The sequence below is a fragment of the Gemmata sp. genome (genome assembly GCF_051859125.1).
In the GTDB taxonomy this organism is placed as follows: Bacteria; Planctomycetota; Planctomycetia; order Gemmatales; family Gemmataceae; genus Gemmata.
Map to the genome: position 1 here is coordinate 1 of NZ_JBHYGG010000289.1, position 21,055 is coordinate 21,055.

General features: G+C 70.9%; 13 protein-coding genes. 8 read left to right on the forward strand and 5 right to left on the reverse strand.

Going from position 1 to position 21,055, the window contains the following annotated elements; all coding sequences use genetic code 11:
- Window positions 1–96: 96 nt before the first annotated feature.
- Complete coding sequence (locus ACTIGN_RS30175; RefSeq protein WP_439630932.1) at window positions 97–2,601, reverse strand: fused MFS/spermidine synthase; 2,505 nt, start codon at window positions 2,599–2,601, stop codon at window positions 97–99.
- 143 nt (window positions 2,602–2,744) lie between these two features.
- On the opposite strand from ACTIGN_RS30175, the gene ACTIGN_RS30180 reads away from it, so the two are divergent.
- The 7 genes from ACTIGN_RS30180 to ACTIGN_RS30210 all read left to right on the forward strand — a co-directional run bounded on the left by ACTIGN_RS30180 (window position 2,745) and on the right by ACTIGN_RS30210 (window position 11,192).
- On the forward strand, window positions 2,745–4,592 hold the full coding sequence (locus ACTIGN_RS30180; RefSeq protein WP_439630934.1) for an Hsp70 family protein: 1,848 nt from the start codon (window positions 2,745–2,747) through the stop codon (window positions 4,590–4,592).
- Window positions 4,593–4,619: 27 nt separating this feature from the next.
- The gene (locus ACTIGN_RS30185; protein WP_439630936.1) at window positions 4,620–5,147 is read left to right on the forward strand and encodes a hypothetical protein; all 528 of its coding nucleotides are present in this window, start codon (window positions 4,620–4,622) and stop codon (window positions 5,145–5,147) included.
- A 122-nt stretch (window positions 5,148–5,269) separates the two neighbouring features.
- The gene (locus ACTIGN_RS30190; RefSeq protein ID WP_439630938.1) at window positions 5,270–5,716 is read left to right on the forward strand and encodes a hypothetical protein; all 447 of its coding nucleotides are present in this window, start codon (window positions 5,270–5,272) and stop codon (window positions 5,714–5,716) included.
- Window positions 5,717–5,870: 154 nt separating this feature from the next.
- Complete coding sequence (locus ACTIGN_RS30195) at window positions 5,871–6,203, forward strand: nucleotide pyrophosphohydrolase (RefSeq protein WP_439630940.1); 333 nt, start codon at window positions 5,871–5,873, stop codon at window positions 6,201–6,203.
- 63 nt (window positions 6,204–6,266) lie between these two features.
- The gene (locus ACTIGN_RS30200; protein WP_439630942.1) at window positions 6,267–8,420 is read left to right on the forward strand and encodes a hypothetical protein; all 2,154 of its coding nucleotides are present in this window, start codon (window positions 6,267–6,269) and stop codon (window positions 8,418–8,420) included.
- A 418-nt stretch (window positions 8,421–8,838) separates the two neighbouring features.
- Window positions 8,839–9,330: a ribosomal protein S18-alanine N-acetyltransferase gene (rimI, locus tag ACTIGN_RS30205; RefSeq protein ID WP_439630988.1), complete on the forward strand. Its 492-nt coding sequence runs from the start codon at window positions 8,839–8,841 to the stop codon at window positions 9,328–9,330.
- A 167-nt stretch (window positions 9,331–9,497) separates the two neighbouring features.
- Complete coding sequence (locus tag ACTIGN_RS30210; RefSeq protein ID WP_439630944.1) at window positions 9,498–11,192, forward strand: hypothetical protein; 1,695 nt, start codon at window positions 9,498–9,500, stop codon at window positions 11,190–11,192.
- Window positions 11,193–11,261: 69 nt separating this feature from the next.
- On the opposite strand, the gene ACTIGN_RS30215 is transcribed toward ACTIGN_RS30210, so the two are convergent.
- Window positions 11,262–14,192 carry a hypothetical protein gene (locus ACTIGN_RS30215; RefSeq protein ID WP_439630946.1) on the reverse strand — a complete coding sequence of 977 codons (2,931 nt, stop codon included), beginning with the start codon at window positions 14,190–14,192 and terminating at the stop codon, window positions 11,262–11,264.
- 161 nt (window positions 14,193–14,353) lie between these two features.
- On the opposite strand from ACTIGN_RS30215, the gene ACTIGN_RS30220 reads away from it, so the two are divergent.
- Complete coding sequence (locus ACTIGN_RS30220) at window positions 14,354–16,129, forward strand: SMP-30/gluconolactonase/LRE family protein (protein WP_439630948.1); 1,776 nt, start codon at window positions 14,354–14,356, stop codon at window positions 16,127–16,129.
- A 56-nt stretch (window positions 16,130–16,185) separates the two neighbouring features.
- Here the strand turns inward: ACTIGN_RS30220 and ACTIGN_RS30225 are convergent, their stop codons facing one another.
- From ACTIGN_RS30225 to ACTIGN_RS30235, 3 genes are all read right to left on the reverse strand, one after another.
- Complete coding sequence (locus ACTIGN_RS30225; protein ID WP_439630950.1) at window positions 16,186–16,422, reverse strand: hypothetical protein; 237 nt, start codon at window positions 16,420–16,422, stop codon at window positions 16,186–16,188.
- A 74-nt stretch (window positions 16,423–16,496) separates the two neighbouring features.
- Window positions 16,497–17,123, reverse strand: coding sequence for a CbiM family transporter (locus tag ACTIGN_RS30230; protein WP_439630952.1), 627 nt, complete (start codon window positions 17,121–17,123; stop codon window positions 16,497–16,499).
- A gap of 325 nt (window positions 17,124–17,448) precedes the next feature.
- Window positions 17,449–20,946: a PVC-type heme-binding CxxCH protein gene (locus ACTIGN_RS30235; protein WP_439630954.1), complete on the reverse strand. Its 3,498-nt coding sequence runs from the start codon at window positions 20,944–20,946 to the stop codon at window positions 17,449–17,451.
- Window positions 20,947–21,055: the final 109 nt, after the last annotated feature.

Sequence of the window (21,055 nt, forward strand, 5' to 3'; positions counted from 1 at the left end):
CGGGTCCGAGCCCGAGCGCCGAGCGAGGGTTTCAGCACACCCCTCGCTCGGCGCTCGGGCTCGGACCAGGAGGGCGAAGCCTTTGGCCCGCGGCTGTCACTCGGTGGCCTTCTCGCGGCGGTGCCGGAACACGTCGGCCATGAGGTTGTCGGTCGGGGCGAACTGGTCGGTCAGGATCACCGGCCGCTCGGCGTCGAGGTACGGCTTGATGATCGCGTGCGGGACGTGGACGGTGCGGAACGGGACCGCGTGGTCGGCCACCCGCGGGGCCGCCGCGAGGGCCGCGAGCGCGTGCTCCGCGCCGCCGAGGACCGCGAACCCCGAGCCCCCGCCCAGCGTCGCGGCGAGCTGCGCCAGCGGCTCCAGGCGGATCATTTGGTGCCGCGTCGCGAACCGCAGGAACTCGACGTCGACCGGCGCGTTCGAGGCGTAGATCACCCACACGCGGCGGCCCGAGATGTCCGCGGCGTTCGGCTCGCCCGGCATCAGCAGGCTCACGTTCCCGGGCGGGTAGGTCTGCTGGAGCGTGTGGACCGCGGCCTTCCACAGCTTGCCGTACTCGATCACGTCGATGACCGTGAGCAGGTACACGCCGTTGGGCTTCAGCGCCCGCTTCACCGCGTCGTTGTACTCCTTGGTGAGCAGGTGCGACGGGACCGACAGGTCGTTCACCGCGTCCTGAATGACGAGGTCGTAGGTGCCGGGCGCGACCCTCTCGGAGACGAACTGCCGGCCGTCCATGTGGGTGACGGTCATGCCGTCGTAGTCGCGCAGGCCGAGGTGGTTGCGGGCCACCTTTGTGACGCCCGGGTCGATCTCGACCACGTCCATCCGGGTCTCGGGGAGCGCCTCCATTGCGCACCGCGGGAACGTGTACCCGCCGCCGCCGATGACCAGCACGCGCGGGTTCGGGTACAGCGCCCGCGCCCCGCGGAGCACCTCGAGCTGAACGTACTCGTGCGGGTAGTGCAAGTAGTCCGGGTTTTCCGGGTCCACGGTGGAGTGAACCAGGTGGTCGAGCAGGAGTTGGAGCCGGCCGCTCCGCTCGTACAACTGCCGGCCCTGCGGGTCCTTGAGCGGCCGCCCCTCGCGGTCGCGCGACTCCACTCGCACCCAGCTCACCTGGATCGTGTAGTAGTTCGTCTCGGTCATGTTCACCAAGTCGTCGCTGCGGCCGCCGGCCCGCACGTTCAGGATGAACCCGCCGACCACGCCGCCGAGGACGATGCTGAACAGGTACAGGAGCGTGTTGTTGTCCCACACGCGGGCGGCGAGCAGGCTCGTCATCACGAGGACGCACGACACGGCCAGCAGCGTCTTGTACATGCCGAGCGTCGAGAGCAGGACGTACCCGGCGGCGAACGTGCCGACGATGGCCCCGGTCGTGCTCCAGGCGTACACGCGGCCCGCGACCCGGCCGACGTGTGCGACGTCGGGAACCGCGAGCCGGATCACCTGCGGGGACACCGTGCCGAGTAGGAACATCGGCGCGAAGAACAGGGTGAAGCTCCACGCGAGCACCTGGGCGATCGGGCCGAGGTCGACGAACATCCCCCGCTGCTCGATGATTTGGATGGTGATTATGAGGATGGCGGTGAACGCGCCGCCGAGGATGAAGACGGTGGCGAGGGTCCACCGCGGCGTGTCCGGTGACCCGGGGCGGTTCACCCGGTCGGCGAGCCAGCCGCCGGCTAAGTTCCCGAGCGCCGTGCCTGCGAGCATCACGCCGATGATCCCGGTCCAGGTGAACAGCGACACGCCGAGGAACTGCGCCAGCACCCGCGCCGCGGTGAGTTCGAGCGTCATCCCGCAGAAGCTCGCGAGGAAGACGACGAGGTACGCGAACCGGATGTCGGAAAAGGCGTACGGGTTGGTCTGAGGCGAGCCGGGAGCGCCAGCGATTGGCGAGCCGGGAGCGTCAGCGACCGAAGTTGTTTCGGAACCTCCGGTCGCTGACGCTCCCGGCTCGCCCGTGCGAACCATAACCTGCGTCGCCACGCCGAGAACCGCCAGGCACCCGGCCGCGATGTAGACGAGTTCGTTGATGGTGAACGTCCTCATCAGGTAGAACCCGGTGAGGTAGTTCCCGAGCAGGCACCCGAGGGTGCTCAGCGCGAAGATCAGCCCGGCGACGCGACCGGCCTTCGACACGTCTTGCAGGCCGAGTTTGATGGAGAGCGGGGTGAGCAGGCTCAGCACGAACCCCGCCGGCAGGCACAGCACCAGCGCCAGAAGCGGGATCCGCGGCCCGAGCGGGATCGCCTTGTGCGCCTCGGTTGAAGCGAGGACCGCCGGGAACACGACCATCCACAGCGCCGCCAGCGCCCCGACCAGCAGGAGCGTCGCGAGCGTCCGCGGGGTCGGGAACCGGTCCGCGAGGCGGCCCCCGAGCGCGTTCCCCAGTGCGATGCCGACGAGGAACACGCCGATCACGCTCGTCCACGTTTCGAGGCTGGAGCCGATGAACGGGGAGAGGAGCCGACTGGCGACGAGTTGCAGTACGAGCAGCGCGGCGTTCGCGGCGAACACGATCGCCCCGACGGCGGCGAGGCGGCCCAGCGGCAGCGCGGCGGTACCGGGGCTAATGGCGGCGGAACTCATGGTGCGGGACCGCGGGGTCGGGTGGTGCGGGCGTCAGATGATCGCCAGCGTATGTTCCGAACCACTCGGCGGCTATCAAGTTCCGTCCGTGCGGTAGAATTGGAGCAACCGCGCTGCACCCACGCACCGTTACGGAGTCGCACATGGCCTCACGCTTCGTCGTCGGCATCGACCTGGGCACGACCAATTCGGCCCTCGCGTTCGTGGACACCGGGGCCGGCAAGGACCCGGCCGTCACGCCGTTCGCAATTCCGCAGGTGGTCGGGCAGGGCGCGGTCGAGGAGCGACCGCTCCTCCCGTCGTTCCTGTACCTCCCCGGCGAGGGCGAGCAGCCCGCCGGCGCGCTCAAGCTCCCGTGGGACCCCAAGCGGGACTACGCGGTCGGCGAGTTCGCCCGCGCGTTCGGCTCGCAGGTGCCCACGCGGCTCGTCGCGTCGGGGAAGTCGTGGCTGTGCCACCCCGGGGTGGACCGCAAGGCCGCGATCCTCCCGCAGAAGGCCCCGGACAGCGGCCGCAAGGTGTCGCCCGTCGAGGCGAGCGTGCGGTACATGAAGCACCTGGCCGAGGCGTGGAACTTCACCGTCGCCAAGGACGTCGAGGCCAACCGGCTCGAAGCGCAGGAGATCGTGCTGACGGTGCCGGCGTCGTTCGACGCCGCGGCCCGCGACCTGACCATCGAGGCGGCCCGCACCGCCGGGTTCGAGCACCTCACGCTGCTCGAAGAGCCGCAGGCCGCGTTCTACGCCTGGCTCGACCGGTGCGGCGACGACTGGCGGAAGCAGGTGAACGTCGGCGACCTCGTGCTCGTCTCCGACGTCGGCGGCGGCACCACCGACTTCACGTTGATCGAGGTCGGCGAGGACGGCGGCAACCTGTCGCTCACGCGGCTCGCGGTCGGCGACCACCTGCTCCTCGGCGGCGACAACATGGACCTGACGCTGGCGTACTACGTCGCCCAGATCCTCGCCAAGAACGGCACGAAGCTCGACGGCAACCAGATGACGCAGCTCACCTACGCCTGCCGCAACGCGAAGGAGCAACTGCTCGCCGACGCGAAGCTGGCGACGGCCCCGGTCACGGTGCTGGGCAAGGGCCGGTCGCTCGTCGGCGGGACCATCAAGTACGACCTGTCGCGGGCCGACGTCGAGAAGGTACTCGTGGACGGCTTCTTCCCGGACTGCCCGCGGGACACCGAGCCCTCGAAGGCCGCCGCGGCCGGGTTACAGGAACTCGGGCTGCCGTACGTGGCCGACGCGGGGATCACGAGGCACCTGGCGCAGTTCCTCCAGCGCCAGGCCGAGGCGCTAGCGACCCGCGAGCCCGCGGCCGGGGGCAAGAAGAAGAAGGGGGCGGCCGAGGCGTCGGCGCTGCCGGCGGCGGTGCTGTTCAACGGCGGCGTGTTCAAGGCCGACGTGCTCCGGAACCGGTTCCTGGGCGTACTCGGGTCGTGGGCGAAGGGGGTGAAGGCCGACGCGGCCCGCGAACTCTCCGGGGCCGACCTCGACCTCGCGGTGGCCCGCGGCGCGGCGTACTACGGGCTGGTGAAGCGCGGCAGGGGCGTCCGCATCCGCGGCGGCACGGCACGGGCGTACTACATCGGCGTGGCGACGAACATGCCGGCGGTGCCCGGGTTCGCGCCGCCGGTGAAGGCGCTGTGCGTCGCGCCGTTCGGGATGGAAGAGGGCACCGAGACCGACATTCCCGGGTACGAGGTCGGGGTGCGGACCGGCACCGAGGCCGAGTTCCGGTTCCTGGGCTCGACGGTCCGCCGCGAGGACGCCGCCGGCACCGTGGTCGAGGACTGGGACGGCCAGATCGACGAACTCTCGCCGGTGCGGACGACGCTGGAGGCGAAGGGCGGCACCACCGGCGTCGTCCCGGTCCACCTGCACACGAAGGTGACCCCCGTGGGCCAACTGGAACTGTGGCTCATGACCCGCGACGCGAAGCAGAAGTGGAAGCTCGAGTTCAACGTCCGCGAGGGGAAGTAAAATACCGGCACCGAGGGAGGACCGAGCATGGGCGTGCTAGCGGAATACGTGCGGAAGGAAGTCGACCAACTGCGAGCCGAAGGGGCCAAGCGGAAAGAACTGCTCGACGAGTGGTTGGGCTCGGTCGCGAAACTGTTCGATCAGCTAGAAGCGTGGGTCGCCGCGGCAGACGGTGGTCTCGGGATCCTGGGAAGTAACCGCTCCACAACGACTGAGTTCATCAGCGAGCCACGGCTCGGCAACTACGATGTCCACGTGATGTGGATCACCCTCGGAGGAGCGTTTGGTAACCGCACGGCCATGATCGTCCCCAAGGCCCGGTTCGTTTCCGCAGTCATTGCACCGCCGGGCCGGGGACCTCGCCGGGCTGATGGGATCGTTGAGATTCGCGATCGGAGCACGGCGGAATACTACCTCTTCCGGTGGAAGGGAGAGGGCGGTGACGAATGGTTCATCCGAAACGTCAACGCCTGGAACATGAACCCGCTCGACAACACCGTTGATGCTCTTGACCGTGACCGGTTCGAAGCGGCCGTGCTACAGGTTCTGCAATGACACCGCACCAATGCTTGGAAGCAGCGTGGCAGTGGTACCTCGCCACGCGTGCCAGTCTCCGTAGGCTGCGGAGACTGGGCACCGACTACTGGCAGGATCTCCCCTGGGAAGGGGAGGTGCAGATGGGCCGGGACAACCTCATCGGCAAGTTGCAGGCTAAGGAGGTCGTCGGCAACGCGGAGGTCGCCGAATCCCGCCTCGACGACCTCGCGGTGGTTGAACTCTTCTCGGTCTTCGAGGGTGTCGTTCGCACCATTGTCGCCGATCAAGTCCGCGACGCGTCCCTCGGCCTCACCCACCCAGTGTTGAAAGCCGCAGCGCGTTCTGCCGTCGAGGCAGCAGAACATCGATCGTTCGCCGAAATCCTGAGTTCGTACTCCAAAGGCGGCCACGCCGACCTCGCAGAACAAGTCCGCCAGGTCCGACGGTATCGGAATTGGCTGTCACACGGGCGACGGGGCAGTACGCAACGGAAGATCGACCCCAGGACCGCGTACCAGCGCCTTGCCAAGTTCTTGACACTGCTCCTCCCTCCGGCAGCTCCCGCCGTAGCTCCGCCCGCTCCGTGACCGCGCTCGTTACACGTCCCGGCTCGTTTCTCACCACACGTCCTGTTGACACGCCCGCACCGCAGGTTATACCCCCTCCTCTCTGGAGCGGCGGCCGACGGGGGAAACGACCGGTCGCCGGGCCGGGGCACCGCTACCAACCGGACCGAACACGATGCCCGACGCGACCACGCCCGTGGCGGCGCTCAAGGCCGCCATCCGGCGGTTCGCCGCGGCGCGGCACTGGGACCCGTACCACACGCCCAAGAACCTCGTCATGGCGCTGGCCAGCGAGGTCGGGGAGCTGTGCGACGTGTTCCGGTGGATGACGCCCGACGAGTCCGCGGCGGCCCCGGCCGACCCGGCGCTCCGGGAGGCCATCGCCGACGAACTCGCGGACGTGGCGAACATCGTGTTCCTGCTCAGCGAGCACACCGGGATCGACCTGAGCGACGCGGTCGAGGCGAAGTTGAAGAAGAACGCGATCAAGTACCCGCCGCCCGCGTGACGGGGGAAGTACGCGGGCGGGGCGGTGGGGGCGGACTGTTCAAGCGCAGTGGGGGGAAGTGCCGTGCGAAAGAAGATCCTGCTCGGCGTGGCGGGGGTCGTGGCGGGTTTGGCCGTGCTCCAAACGGTCGCCGCCCAGACCCCGCCCGCGACCCGCCCGATCCCGGCGACGCCCGTGCGGCCCGCGGCCGACCGCGGCGCGCCGCCGACCCAGGTCGGGAACGTCCAGGTGCAGTACGGCACCCCGAACCGGCCCGCGAACGCCATGCAGCAGCCGCAGGACCGGTCCGGGGCCGTGCAGCACGCGGGCGGGGTCCAGCAGGCCGGCGGCGTCGGTGGTCGCCCGCGGATGAGCACGGCCGTCGTCGCCGGGGCCGACGGGGTCCGCCCCGCGTCCGCGTTCGACCTGCCGCCCGCCAACCTCGACCTCCAGAACGCGCCGCCCGGCGTGGTGCCGCAACTGCCGACGCCGAACATCGCGCCGCCCGCACCGTCGCTCGCGCCGCCCGACCTCACGCCGCCGGTCGCGCTGCCGCCCGTGCCGACCGCGCCGGGTCTGAACGCGCCCACGGTCCCGGTCGCGCAACCGCCGGAGCTCCCGCCGCTGCCGCAAGCGCTGCCGCCGGTGCCGGTGGCCGAGCCGGAGACGACCTCGAACGCCCGGCCCATTGTGCCGGTGACGCCGACCACGATCACGCCGACCACGATCACACCGGCCCCGGCGACGATCACCCCGCCGGCCTTGACGCCGGTCACCCCGGCTCCAGTGGCACAGCCCACGCAGTCGGGCGTCGCGGCGAAGGTCACGCAGACGGTCACGCTCGAAGCAGTGAGCCCCGAGTCGATCGTGTTCGGCGGCGAGTTCCGCTACGAACTGATCGTCAAGAACGCCGGAACCACCGCGGTCACGGGGGTCCGCGTGGAGGACGAGGTGCCCGCCGGTGCGAAGTACCTCGGGAGCGAGCCGCAGGCCGAACTGAACGCCGACCGCCTCGCGTGGGCCGTCGGCACCCTCGAGGCCGGGGCCGAGAAGCGGATCGTCGTGCGGGTGAAGCCCGGCGACGAGGGCGAGTTGCGGAGCCGGGCCGTGGTCAGCTACGTCGCGGCGGTCGAGGCCCGAACGAAGGTCACCCGCCCGCGGATCGGGGTCGTCGTCACCGGAGCGGAGGTCGCCAAGGCCGGCGAGGAGCCGACGTTCCAGATCAAGATCACCAACACCGGCACCGGGCCGGCCCTCGGGATGACGCTCCAGGCGTTCCTCTCCGACGGGCTCGCACACCCGGCCGGGGCGAAGCTCGAAATCAAGGACATGCCGGCCCTGCCGCCGGGCGAGACGCGGACGATCCCGCTGAAGGTGGCGGCCGCGAAGGCCGGCCCGCAGTGGTGCCAGGTGGTCGTGGCCGCGCAGGGGAGCCAGGACGCGACCGGCAAGGCGTCGGTGAACGTGCTCGAACCGCAACTCCACGTCACGCAGACCGGGCCGGCCAAGTGCCTCGTGCGGGCCGAGCCGGTGTACGAGATCACCCTCGCGAACCCGGGGACCGCGGCGACCGACCCGGTCGGGGTGTACGCGGCCGTGCCCGAGGGGTTCGAGTTCGTGCAGGCCAGCGAGGGCGGGGCGTTCAACGCGACCAACCGCGCCGTGGTGTGGAAGCTCGCGGGCCTGGCCCCCGGCGGGTCGAAGGCGCTCACCGTGAAGCTCCGGGCCACGGCCGAGGCCGACGGGGCGCTCCGCACGGTCGCCCAGGCGGTCCCGGAGCAGCCCGCACAGGGGATCGCGCCGGCCGGCGGGGTCGCGAAGCCCGCGGGCCGGGTGCTGGAGGCCAAGGCCGAGACCGCCGTGAAGGCGGAGGGCATCGCGGCCGTGCGGTTCGAGGTGCTCGACCTCGACGACCCGGTCGAGGTCGGCAAGGAAGTGGTGTACGAGGTCCGCGTGGTGAACCAGGGGACCGGGGCGTGCACGAACGTGCAACTCGTCGCCGGGCTGCCCGAGGGCTGCACGTTCACCGGGTCGAGCGGCCCGACGCAGGTGAAGGGCCAGGGCCAGGCGCTGATCTTCGACCCGATCCCGAACCTCGGGGTCAAGGGCGAGGCGGTGTACAAGCTCAAGCTCCGCGGGGCGGCCCCGGGTGACACCCGGTTCCGCGTGCAACTGACGTGCGACCAGGTCCGCACGCCGGTGGTGAAGGAAGAGAACACCCGGTTCGTGAAGCCGTGACCGGGGGTGCGGGGTTCGGATCGCGGAGTGCGGAGTAGGGTTGGACGTGAAGCACGAAGCTGGGTTGCACCGTGGGAACCTGCGGGATCCGCAGCAGGTGGTTGGCGGGCCGCCACGGAGGGCGGCCCCTACCAGATCGCTCGCCTCTTGTGTGTAGGAACCGCCCTCCGTGGCGGCCCGCGTGAGGCGATCGATTTCGACCGAGCAAAGTTGGGAACCTCCACGGCGTGCGGGGGCACGGCGCGGGGGTGGGGTTGAACGGTTGGGGGGCGTTGGTACATTCCGGCGGCTTCTTGGTCCCCCGCGGCGGCTGACGCGCACGCGGGGGCCGGGGGAAGGAGTCCGTTTCATGGGCGCAGGACGAACGCGGCAGAAGGAAAAGGTGGCGGCGACCGGCAACTCGATCCACATCCGGTGGATGATCCGCCGGGACATGCCGGACGTGATGCGGGCGGAGCGCGCGAGCTTCGAGTACGCCTGGACGGAAGACGACTTCCTCCGGTGCCTCCGCCAGCGGAACTGCATCGGCATGGTTGTCGAGCTGAGCGACCGGATCGGCGGGTTCATGATCTACGAGTTGCACCGCACGCGGCTGCACCTGATGAACTTCGCAATCCACCCGAGCGTCCGCCGCACCGGGCTCGGGAGCCTGATGGTGAGCAAGCTCGTGTACAAGATGACGTCGCACCGGCGGCTCAAGATCACCCTCGCCGTGCGGGAGCGGAACCTGGCGGCCCAGATGTTCTTCCGGGCGCACGGGTTCAAGGCGACCCGCACCCTGTCCAACTACTACGAGGACAGCGGCGAGGACGCCTACCACATGGAGCTGAAGGCCCCGCCGTACGACCCGTTCGACGGGTTCGGCGTCATCGGCCCGGTCAACCGCATCGCGCAGTACGAGGAGACCTGACCCTCCGGGGCGGGTACGGGGCCACAATCCAGGGGACAGGCGCCAGAGGACGGGCCACGGAGCAGAGCGGCGATCGCCGGGCGGCGGCCCCCGAACGGGGCCCGCGCCCGCGGTCCGTCCCCTGCCCTCTGTGGCCGGAGGCCTCTGCACAGAGGGGGGGACGCCCGATGAGCGAGGCACGACGCAGGTGGTGGATGCGAGCGGTGGCGGCCGTGATCGGCGGCGGGGGCACCGCGGCCGGGGCGTGGGTCGGGCTCGTCCGCCCCGTCCACGCCGACCAGAACACCCCGCCGGCGGCGCTCGCCGCCGAGCCGCCGCTGGCGGCCCCGCGGCCGGTCCCGCCCGAGCCGTTCGAGCGGCCCCGCGACACGAGCGTCGTTCCGGCCGCCGCGGCCCCGGCCGCTCCGGTGAAGCCGGTCGCGGTCCCCGCGCCGCCGACGGACCTGCTCCCGCCCGCGGACCTGCTTCCGCCGGCGGACCTGCCGCTGCCGGCGGCCCCGGCGCTGCCGGCGGTGCCCGAGGTGAAGCCGGTCTCGCCCGTCGTACCGGTCGGCGCGCCCGCGCCGTTCCCGCCCGCGAGCGTCCCGCCGCTGCCCACACCGGCGGCCCCAGCCGTGCCCGCGGTTCCTGCGCTGCCGGCGCTGCCGTCGCTCCCAAACGCGGACGCCGTGAAGGTTCCGCCGCCCGCACCGCCGGCGCTTCCGGCCCCGGAGGTGGTGAAGCCGGCGGTGCCCGCGCCGCCGAAGGTGAGCGCTCCAATCGAGCCGCCCGCGTCGCTGACGCCGCCCGTGAAGCCCAGCGCGACTCCGCTGCTGCCGAGCGTGCCCGACTTCGGGCCGGCGCTCCCCGCACCCACCCAGCTTACCCCGCCCGCGCCGGCGCAGTTTACCCCACCCGCCCCGGCGCCACGGGTTGCCGAACCGGCACTCCCGGCACCGGCGACAAAGCCCGATTCCGGCTTGCCGACGGGCAACGGAGGGATTAACGTCAAAACGGATAAGGCGAGCGGGGGGTCTGTGCCGGTCGCGCCGACCGTGCCGGCCTTCCCGACCGCCGAGCCCGTGAAGACGCCCGCGCTCCCGGCCGTGCCGACCGCGGGCAAGCCCGACGCGACCCCCGGCACGACCGTGAGCCGGCCGGTGGTCCCCGAGCCGCCGCTCCGCTCCGCGGAGAAGCCGCCGGTTCCGCTGCCGACCCCGACCAACATGCTCGTGCCGACACCCGGAGACCACACCATGATTCCCCTGAGCCGCTCCGCGGCGGCCGCCGTCATCGGCGGGATGCTGCTGACGCCGCCGACCGCCCCGGTCCGGGCCGCCGCACCCGTGTCCGCACCGGTCGTCCCGACCCCGACCGTTCCGGTCGCCAAGGTCCGGGCCGAGGACGCCGCCGACAGCGCCGAGCTGAAGGCCAAGCTCGACGACTCGAACCGGAAGCTCGCGACCATCCAGGACCAGCTCACCAAGCTGACCGAGTTGCTCAACGGCAAGCGGGACGAGAAGGGGTTCCCGCTCCCGTCCGACCCGGGGCTCGTCGCGCAGATGCGGGAACTGAAGGACCGCCTCGCGGCCGTCGAGAAGCGGCTCGACGAGTACAAGACGCTGCGGCCGGCCGCCCCGGTCGCTCCGGCGAACCCGATCGTGGACGCGAAGGCCGGCAAGGGCACGATCCGCGTCGTCAACGAGTACCCGGTGCAGATCTCGATCGTCATCAACGGCACGTCGCACCGCGTTGCCCCGTCGAGGACGCTCGACGTGGACGTGACCGCCGGTGAGTTCTCGTACCAGTTGCTCGAGTCCGGCGCGGCGATGACGAAGAGCGTGCTCAAGGAAAAGGAAACGGTCACGCTGCGGATCAAGTGACCGAAGCGGTGATGTGACCACGGGGCCGCGCTCGTCCGTGCGACGAGCGCGGCCCCGCTCGCTTGCCGGTCACGCCCCCGCCAGCGCCACGCCCCCGGCGAGGACGGCGAAGCCGAACCCGCCCGGCAGGACGGCCCCGGTCAGCGGGTCGAGGTACACGAGGCCGGGGGCCGCCGACCGGGTGACCACGGCCAAGTCGCTCCGCCCCGCCCCGGTGAGATCGACCCGTGCGGTCGCGTGGTCCAGGACCCCGGTGCCCAGGGTGTAGCTGCCGCTCGGCCCGGTCCCGCCGCCCGCCGCGGTCGCCGCACCGGTGACCGCGTCGACGGTGAAGGCCGCGACCCGCACCCGGGTGCCGGACGGGTCCGTGCGGTCGAGGGCGGAGAACACCAGCAGGTGCGAGCCGTCGCCGTCGGGGTCGGCGAACGCGACCCGGGCGTCCCGCTCGACCGCCGGGAACGGCGCGAGCGAGCCGGCCGCGGGGCCGTTGAGGTCCAGTTCCTCCAGGTCCTGCCCGGTGAACCGGAACGCCTTCAGCTTGAGGCTCTTGTTCGGGTTCGCCGGCGCGACCGGGCCGCCGCGGGTCACCGCGACCTCGGCCGCGCCGTCCCCGTCGAGGTCGCCGGCCGCGACCACCACGCCCTTCGCGTAGGCCGCCCCGAACGGGGTGAGCGTGGACCCGATGTTGCTGTCGTCGCTCCCGTCCGCGTCCGTCCCGGCCAGGACGACCGCGACCCGCCCGAACTCGACCCGGCCCGCGGCGGCGGTGCCCCCGCGGGTGCCGGCGATCAGATCGACGCGCCCGTCGCCGTCCACGTCGCCGGTCGCGATGTTCAGCCCGTTGGCGTACCGGCCGGTCGCCCCGGCCGGGCCGGCGGTCGCCGCGAACGGGGTGAACACGTGGAGCACCACCGGGGCCGCGCCGGCGAGCAGGGCGGCCCCGTCGTACACGAACACCTTGCCGGCGCGGCTCGGGGCCAGCCCCTGCGCCCCGACCGGCTGGGCCGCGGCGACGAACAGGTCCAGGACCCGGTCCCCGTTCAGGTCGCCGAGGGCGACGTTGACCAGCCCCGTGTACCTCGGCCCGCCCGGCAGGTCGAGCGGGCGAAAGGCCGGGACGAGCACGGCCCCGCCGTTGCCGTTCAGGATGCGGACCGAGCCGTCCGCCCCGCCGACGGCGAAGACCGCCGTGGGCTGCACCGAGATGGCACCCGACCCCGTGAACCGGTCGCCGCCCGGTGCGGTCCCCGCCTCGCCGTTGACCGCGTTCCCGTTCTGGTCCATCAGTTGGCCGGCCGGGGTCAGCACGCCGGGGCCGACGGTGACCGTGTAGGTGCCCGGGGCCGACTGCGGTGCGAACGTCACGTCGAACTGGTCCGCGGTCCCCGCGACGGGCACGACGCCGGTCACGGCGACCGCGCCGCCCGGCCCGGTCACCGTGGCGCCGCCGGTGCCGAAGCTCGCCGCGTCGACGTCCTGGTTGAACGTCAGCCGCACCGCGTCGAACGTGTCCGGGGCGGCCCCGGAGAACGCGGCGGCGAGCACCCGCGCGCCGGGCGGCGGGGGCACGGGCAGCCCGGGCTGGAGGATGCTCAGGATCACCTTGTGGATGTACGCGTCGCTCACGGTCGCGTTGTGGTCGATGTCGGCCCGGTCCTGCGGCAGCACGGTGATTCGCGCGTCGCCCGCGTAGGGGTCCAGCGACGAGAGCGCCGCCACCGTCCCGTCCCCGCTCCGGGGGGCCTCGGTGTCCCGGACCCACGCCTGCCCGGCGACGGTCGGCGGGAACGTCCCCAGCAGAAGGATCTGCACCACGTCGGCCAGTTCGTCGAACCCGGACCCGAGCGCGAGCACGGTGCCGCCGGGGCCGACCTCGCTCGTCGCCGTGGTCAGCGTCGCGAGGCGGGTGCCGGCGATCGCGGTGAAGCCGACGGTGAGGTTCCCGACGAAGCCGTTGGGGTCGGCCCCGCCGTTGACGTCGAGGAGCAGACTGTTTCGGGCCGTCGGGTCGGCGTTCACGCTCCCGCCGTCGAGGAAGTCGTAGGTCGCCATCTCGTCCCGCAGCGTGCCGATGTAGAGCTGGATGAACTCCTCGGGGGTCACGGCCCCGCTCGCCACGTCGAGCGGGTCGATGGCCACGCCCCCGTCCGGCCCGAAGATCGGCTCCGGGGCGACCGGGTCGGTGGCCCGGAGGTACGCGGCCTCTTCGAACAGGTACAGCCCGCCGGCCGGGTCGCTGCCGAGCGGGTTGCTGAAGTTGTTCCGGAGCAGGTTGTAGATGCCCGACGCGCCCGCGTTCGGCCCCGCGAGGGACACCCAGTTCGCGACCGCGGGCAGCGCGCCGGCGCCGCCCGGGCCGGTGTACGCGCCCCCGTAGGCCGCACTGCTGACGTAGGCCCGGGTGACGAGGTGCCCCTCGCTGTGCGAGATCACGTCCACGCCGACGCTCGGGTCGCCGCCGGCCGCGACCCACGCGTCCATCGCCTTCATCATCCAGTACCCGAGGTAGTCGACGCCGTACCGGTACACGCCGCTGCCGCCGTTCAGGTCGGTGGCGAACACGTCGTCGGCGATCCCCTGGGCCGTCAGGTTACTGAGGGTGCCGTCGTCCACCCCGTCGAACGGCGCGACCTGCATTCGCCAGTCCTGGGTCGCGACGAACAGGGTGGGGTTCGCGGTCGCGTCGTCCTCGTAGAGCGTGTACCCGCCCAGGGTCACCAGGTCGGCGACGAGGGCGTTCGTGGGCGAGGTGACCTGTCCGAGGACCGAGGAGTCGACCTCGAACACGGACGTCAGCTCCCACGGCTTGGCCCCGAGTTGGCCGATGAAGGCGTCGAACGCGGCGAGCTGCGCCGCGGGCGTCGGGGCCTGGAGGACGCTGATCGGGAGGGACGCGGGCTGCCCCGGCACGAACAGCACCGGTCGGGCGACGGCCGGCAAGCAGCGGTCGCCGAGGGGTTCCAGGCGCAGACGGGGCACGGGGCGGGGGCGGGGGGGCATGGGCGCACTTCTCGGTGGGAGGCCTCGGGAGTGCCACTCTACCATCGGATCAGTCAAATAGGTAAACATGTCTAAAACAAATCTCGGGCGGTTTGACCCCGCGGCCGCCGGGTGCGACAATCGCGGTCTTTCCCCCCCTCCCCACAACCCGACCGGCCCCAATGACCCGCACGCTGCCCGCACTCGCTCTGCTCCTCGCCGCGACGACCCTGACGCGAGCCGCCGACCCGCCCCCGGCACTCGACCTGTGGCCCGGGGCCGTCCCCGGCGAGAAGGGGAACGTCCCCGAGGAGAAGCTCACCCAACCCGTGCCGAACGGGCCGATCAAGTCCGTCACGAACGTCTCGAAGCCGACGCTCACCGTGTACCGGCCGGCGAAGGACAAGGACACCGGCGCGGCGGTCGTGATCGCCCCGGGCGGCGGGTACAACGTCCTCGCGTGGGAGCACGAGGGCACGATGGTCGGCGAGTGGCTCCAGTCGGTCGGCGTCACCGGCGTGCTCGTGAAGTACCGGGTGCCGCGGCGGCCCGACCAGGCGAAGGACGCGCCGCCGGTCGGCGCGCTCCAGGACGCGCAGCGGGCGCTCAGCGTCACGCGCGCGAAAGCGAAGGAGTGGGGCATCGACCCGAACCGCATCGGGATGCTCGGGTTCTCGGCCGGCGGGCACCTCACCGCATGGGCCGCGACCAACTCCGACAAGCGGGCGTATGAAGCGGCCGACGACGCTGACAAGCAGAGCTGCCGGCCCGACTTCGCCGTGCTCATCTACCCGGGCGGCCTCGTGGACAAGGTCGCCAAGGACAAGCTCGCCGCCGAGATCCGCGTGTCGAAGGACACCCCGCCGTGCTTCTTCGCGCTGGCGTACAACGACAACGGCCCGCTCGACGGCAGCCTCAAGATGATGGCCGCGCTGAAGCAGGCCGGCGTGACGGCGGAACTGCACGTCTACTCGGCCGGCGGCCACGGGTTCGGCATGCGCGCCGGCGAGAAGCCGCACCAGACCTGGCCGAAGCGGTGCGAGGAGTGGATGCGGGCCGAGGGGTTCCTCGCCGCCGGCACCAAGCCCGACGCGCCGAAGCCGGGCGGCAGCGAGGAAGAGGACCCGGCGAGCCCCGTCGCCCCCGGCGCGAAGGTCGAGAAGCTCGCGGGCGGGTTCAAGTTCACCGAGGGGCCGGCCCCCGACGCCGACGGCAACGTCTACTTCACCGACCAGCCGAACGACAAGATCCTGAAGTGGGACACCGACGGGAAGCTGACCACCTTCATGGAGCCGTGCGGCCGCTCGAACGGGCTGTGCTTCGACAAGGCCGGGTTCCTGTGGGCGTGCGCCGACGAGCAGAACCAGCTCTGGAAGATCGACGTGAAGACGAAGGAGAAGACCGTCGTTGTGAAGGACCACGGCGGGAAGTTGCTCAACGGCCCGAACGACGTGTGGGTCGCCCCGGACGGCGGCGCGTACTTCACCGACCCGTTCTACAAGCGGGGGTACTGGAAGCGGGGCGCGCAGGAGCAGGACGCGCGCGGCGTGTACTACCTGTCGCCCGACGGCAAGCTGGCGCGGGCCGACGGCGACTACAAGCAGCCCAACGGCGTCATCGGCTCGGCCGACGGGAAGAAGCTGTACGCCGCCGACATCGGCGCGAACAAGACGAACGTGTACGACGTCGAGGCGGGCGGCGCGCTGAAGAACCGCAAGACGTTCTGCGAGTCGGGGTCCGACGGCATGACCACCGACGACGCGGGGAACGTGTACCTCACCCGCGGCAGGGCGGTGCTCGTGTTCGCCGCGGACGGCAAGAAGGTCGCGACCATCGACGTGCCCGAGGGGGCGACCAACGTGTGCTTCGGCGGGAAGGACGCGGCGACGCTGTTCGTCACCGCCGGGACCAGCCTGTACGCGGTGAAGACGAAGGTGAAGGGCGGGGCCCGGCAGTAGCTGTAAACGCGAGCGAGCGGCCCCGGGGTCGGGGCCGCTCGCTGAGGGGGTTCCGACTACTTGTTGTGGTGCGTGCCGTCGTTCAGGGCCGACGGCTGCTGGATGGAGTGCTCGCCGGCACCGGTGTAGTCCCCGAGCCGGCGCTGCGGGTCCTGTTCCTGAGCCGCCGCCCCGCTCGTCCCGGCCTCGTGCGGCTGTGCCGCGTCGTCGTCCCCTTGGGGCACGCCGCCGAATTGCTGCGGCCGGTTCGCGGGCGGCACGGGGCCGGGGCCGCCGTGGTGTTTCTTGCTCATGGCATCCTCAGTGTTGCGGGTTCGTGCCGGGGCGACCAACGCACCACACACTGTGCAACCGCCATGCCGCCCGCTCACCGCCCGGCCGCCAGCATCTCGGGCTTCACCTTCTCGACGTACCGGACGACCACGCCCAGCAACAGCCCCTCGACGACGACGACCGGGACGTGCGCGAGCAGCACCAGCCGCGCGAGCAGGTACCAGTCCTCCGCCCCACCAAAAAGTAGAGCGACGAAGTTGAGCGCGACCGCGCCGGCGGCCGCGCCCGCCCCGAGGATGACCCCGCGGCCGAACGGCGGCACCCCGACGCGCTTCAGGGCCGGGTACGCCGCACCCGCGAGCACCGCCGGCACGGTGATGATGCAGGCGTTCAGGCCCAGCGTCGTCAGCCCGCCGTGCGCGAGCAGGAGGTATTGCAGCAGCAGGCCGACGGTGATCGCGAGCGGCGCGCGGCGGCCGAGGACCACGCCCACGAGCCCGTTCAGGATGAGGTGAACGCTCGTCGGCACCACCGCGAGCGGGACGTGGATGCTCGACCCGACGAAGAACGCGGCGCTGAGCACGCCGATCCGCGGGACGTCCTCCTCGCGGAGCCGCCACAGCGCCGGCGCGAGCAGCAGGCCCAGCCCGAGCCACCCGGCGGCGACCCACGGCACCGACATCGCGCCGTCGGACAGGTGGACGGCGAACAGTGGCGCCATGAGCGAGAACCGGTGACGGAATGGTGACCGCGTCTGGGACGGAGGTCAGGTAGTGCCCCTCACCCGCGACTCGAAGACTCGTCGCGCCCTCTCCCCGTAGGAACGGGGCGAGGTGGGGGCGGCCGGCTTTCCTCTTCGCGTCGATCCAGTCGCGGGGCTAGTGAGAAGCGCAGGGGCAACACCTCGCCCCGTTCCAACGGGGAGAGGTCGCCGCGCTTCGCGGCGGGTGAGGGGCGGCCACCTCTACCCTTCCGCCACCACTGCTCCGCCCGGAGGGGCCGCCGTTCGTAGCCCGGTGCGGAAGCGCTGGGCTACCGACGACCGCTCACTTCCCACCGACGACCGCGACGCGGGCCGGCGAGCCGGGCGCGTCGTCGAGTTCGACCCGCAGGTCTTCCGTGCGCTTCGAGCGGTCGAGCACGACCGTCACGTGCTGCACGCCGGCCTTGAGGTCGAGCAGCGTCTCGGGCTTGGCCTCGACCGGCGACGCACCGACGAACACCGACAGGCCGTTCACCGAGTTGAACTTCAGCTTCGCGGCCCCGGCGGTGGTCACGTCGAGCGCGAACCGCACCACGGACTGGTCAGCCGTGTTCGCCCACACGTTGAACTTCGGCAGCGACGCGACCGGCAGGTCGCCGGACACGAGCGAGTACGCCGGGGACCACGCGAACGTCGCGTCCGGCTCGGCGGCGGCCGACACGCGGACCCGGCGGAACAGGTTCAGGTTCTCGCTGCTCGGGTCGATCACCTGCCACCGCCGCACGACGCGGGCCTTGCTCGGCGCGTACGCCCCGCCGACCTTGCCGAGTTCCGAGAGGAACCGCGTGAGGTCGGCGAACTCTTGCTTCGTCAGCGAGTCGGTCAGCCCCTCGGGCATGATCGACTTCGTGTCGCCCCGCTCGGCGATGTCCTTCACGGGAATGGTCACCTCCTTGTCCTCGGGCGTGCGAAGTACGAGCTGGCCGTTCACCTCGCGGACCTTGATGCCGAGGTACACCTTGTCGTCGAGCGTGACGACGCGGATCGCGTTGTACCCCTCCTTCACCGCCTTGTTCGGGATCAGCAAAGACTCGACGAGGTAGTCGCGCTGCGCGCTCGCGCCGATGCTCGTGAAGTCCGGGCCGACCTGCCCGCCCGCCCCACCGACGCCGTGGCACGCGAGGCACTGGAGTTCCTTGCGGCGGAAGATGACCTCGCCGCGGGCCGGGTCGGCCGTGTCGAGGTCGGCGACGAGCGCCTTCACCTCGTCGGGCGTCGGCGGCTTGCGGGCCGCGCCGAGGTCGCCGGCCTTGGTGAGCGCCTCCACGAGTTCGGGCACGGTGAGCGTGGACGTGCGGACCGCCTGGAGGCCGAGCTTGGCGACGTCCGCGTTGAGCTTCTTCCCGGCGAGCGCCTTGGCCAGCGCCGGCACCCCGGCCTTGCGACTCAGGAACGCCGCGTACAGGTCGGCGAGTTCCGGCTCGGCCTTCGCGGTTGCGAGGTAGTCGGCCGCCTTCGCCGCCGCGGTCGGCATGTCGAGCCCCGCGAGCGCGATCAGCGAGAGCCGAACGGATTGCGGATTGTCATTGAGCTGGCGGATGTGTTCGGTGAGCCACAGTTTGGCCTTGTCGTCGCCGAACAGGGCGATGCCCTCAAGTGCGGCCGCGTGGAGTTGCGGCGTGATCTCGATCTGGAGGGTCGCCTTCTCCAGCGTCCCCCGGTGCCCGGTGAGCTTCCACAACCCCACGACCCGCATGGCCGGGCCGCGCGCGTCGCCGGTGTCCGCAAGAAGCGGAATCAGGCCGGACGTGTCTTTCGGCGCGGCGACCTTGCGGCCGCGGATCGCGTCCTCGACGGCTCTCACCGCCTCGACGCGCTGCGGGGCCGCGGTGTCCTTGGCTCCGGCGTAAGTCAGCACCTTCGCGAGTTCCTCGGGGCCGCCGATCTGCGTCAGCAGCAGGTAGAGCCCGTGCGCGTTCTCCTTCGGCACCTTGCCGCCGTCGATGAGCGCGAGCACCGGCTTCACCGTGTCCTTGTTGCCGACGGCGTTGAGCGCGAACGCGAGCTTCTTCGCGTCGCCGCCGAACGTGAGCTTGCCCTCCTTGAACGCCGGCATCCAGTACGGTTCGAGTTCGCGCACCGTGAGCCACAGGGCGTAGTCAAGAGTGCGATCCATCGGATGGTTGAGTGCGGCGAGCGCCACCTCGGCGACGTATGGCCCCTTGTACTGAGCAAGTGCCCGAATGGCTTCAAGGCGCACTTGAGGGTGCGGATCCCTTATCTGAGCCTGCAAATGCGAGGTGTTCCGCAGTACATGATCCGGAGGAGAATGAGGTGACCAATGATACGCGTCGATACGGGTCTTTATCGCACGAATGTGGGGATCTTCCGAGGTTGTCACTTGATCAACCACCCTCCAGATGGCATTAAAGTGGATCAAGTCCCGCAGAGCATTTCCATTGGCCGGTGATTCCCCGACTGCTAGCAAGACCCAGGCAGCCTCAAGGAGCGCGTGGTCGGCCCCGGGAGCCTTACGGTCTATCCCTTCCACCCACTTTTCGAGTTCCGGCAGCACTTCCTTTCCGCCCCGTTCCTTCAGCACGCGCTTGGCCTGCTCCCGGGTCCACTGCTCGGGCGACTTGAGTTGTTCGAGCAGTTCGGGGACGGTCGCGCCAACGAGCTTCGGCGGCTTCACGAGGTCGCGGCCCTTCGCGGTCACCCGCCAGATGCGGCCGTGCGTCTTGTCGCGCCGCGGGTCGCGGAAGTCGACCTCGCCGTGCTGGATGATCGGGTTGTACCAGTCCGCGATGTACAGCGCGCCGTCCGGCCCCATCTTCACGTCGATCGGCCGGAACGCCGGGTGGTTGCTCTTGATGACCTCCGTCATCTCGCGGCTGGCGAACGTGCTGCCGTCGTCCTTGAGCTTGAACCGGCACACGCGGTGCCCGCGGAAGTCGTTGGCGATGCAGTCGCCCTGCCAGTCGTCCGGGAAGTGCCGGCCGCTGATGACCTCGACCCCGCAGAACTTCGGCGACCCCGGGTTCAGCCCGTGCAGCACCCGCTGGACGTGCGGCCCCTGCGAGGTGAGGTAGTACCCGCCGGGGATCGCGTGGTTGATGCCCTCGCCGCCGGCACCGTCGGTGACGATGCTCTGCCCGTACTTGTCGAAGGCGTGGCCCCAGGCGTTCACCCACCCGCGGGCGAACACGTCGAGTTGCGTCGTGTCCGGGTTGAACCGCCAGATGCCGCCGGCGTTCAGGCGCTTCACGCCGTGCGGCGTCTCGACGTGCGAGTGGATGTAGATCGACTGGTTGAAGTACAGGTGGCTGTCCGGCCCCCAGCGGAACGTGTGGATGATGTGGTGCGTGTCCTCGGTGCCGAACCCCGAGAGCACGACCCGCTTCTTGTCGGCCTTCTCGCCGGGCTTCGACGCGGAGAGGTGGACGAGTTCGGTGCTGTTGGCGACGTAGACGCCGCCGTCGCCCGGCAGCACCCCCGTGGGGATCAGCAGCCCGTCGGCGAACACGGTGGTCTTGTCGGCCCTGCCGTCGCTGTCGGTGTCTTCGAGGACGAGGACCTTGTCGTTCGCCTTCTCGCCGGGCTTGATCTGCGGGTAGATCTCGCTCGACGCGACCCACAGCCGCCCCTGCGGGTCGAAGTTCATCTGGATCGGCTTGGCGAGCAGCGGGTCGGAGGCCCAGAGGTTGACCTCGAACCCCGGCGCGACGATGAACGTCTTGCGCTCCAGTTCCGGGTCGGGGTCGGGCGTCTTGGCGTCGCGCTGAGCGAACGCCGGGGCCGGAAGCAGTGCGAGGAGCAGTGCGGGAAGTGTGTGGCGCATGTGGTTTTCAGGCTTGATGTTGTGTGTTCAGCGAACCGCGACCGACACTCTGATACTCATTCTTCCGGACAGGTAAATTGGTTCCAGAATGATTCCGGGCACGGGTGTG

Excerpts from the sequence above, each read along its gene's own strand:
- ACTIGN_RS30175 (WP_439630932.1), bottom strand. The coding sequence starts at position 2,601 with ATGAGTTCCGCCGCCATTAGCCCCGGTACCGCCGCGCTGCCGCTGGGC.
- ACTIGN_RS30230 (WP_439630952.1), bottom strand. The coding sequence starts at position 17,123 with ATGGCGCCACTGTTCGCCGTCCACCTGTCCGACGGCGCGATGTCGGTG.
- ACTIGN_RS30180 (WP_439630934.1), top strand. The coding sequence starts at position 2,745 with ATGGCCTCACGCTTCGTCGTCGGCATCGACCTGGGCACGACCAATTCG.
- ACTIGN_RS30235 (WP_439630954.1), bottom strand. The coding sequence starts at position 20,946 with ATGCGCCACACACTTCCCGCACTGCTCCTCGCACTGCTTCCGGCCCCG.
- ACTIGN_RS30220 (WP_439630948.1), top strand. The coding sequence starts at position 14,354 with ATGACCCGCACGCTGCCCGCACTCGCTCTGCTCCTCGCCGCGACGACC.
- ACTIGN_RS30225 (WP_439630950.1), bottom strand. The coding sequence starts at position 16,422 with ATGAGCAAGAAACACCACGGCGGCCCCGGCCCCGTGCCGCCCGCGAAC.
- ACTIGN_RS30215 (WP_439630946.1), bottom strand. The coding sequence starts at position 14,192 with ATGCCCCCCCGCCCCCGCCCCGTGCCCCGTCTGCGCCTGGAACCCCTC.
- ACTIGN_RS30190 (WP_439630938.1), top strand. The coding sequence starts at position 5,270 with ATGGGCCGGGACAACCTCATCGGCAAGTTGCAGGCTAAGGAGGTCGTC.
- ACTIGN_RS30195 (WP_439630940.1), top strand. The coding sequence starts at position 5,871 with ATGCCCGACGCGACCACGCCCGTGGCGGCGCTCAAGGCCGCCATCCGG.
- ACTIGN_RS30185 (WP_439630936.1), top strand. The coding sequence starts at position 4,620 with ATGGGCGTGCTAGCGGAATACGTGCGGAAGGAAGTCGACCAACTGCGA.
- ACTIGN_RS30210 (WP_439630944.1), top strand. The coding sequence starts at position 9,498 with ATGAGCGAGGCACGACGCAGGTGGTGGATGCGAGCGGTGGCGGCCGTG.
- rimI (WP_439630988.1), top strand. The coding sequence starts at position 8,839 with ATGATCCGCCGGGACATGCCGGACGTGATGCGGGCGGAGCGCGCGAGC.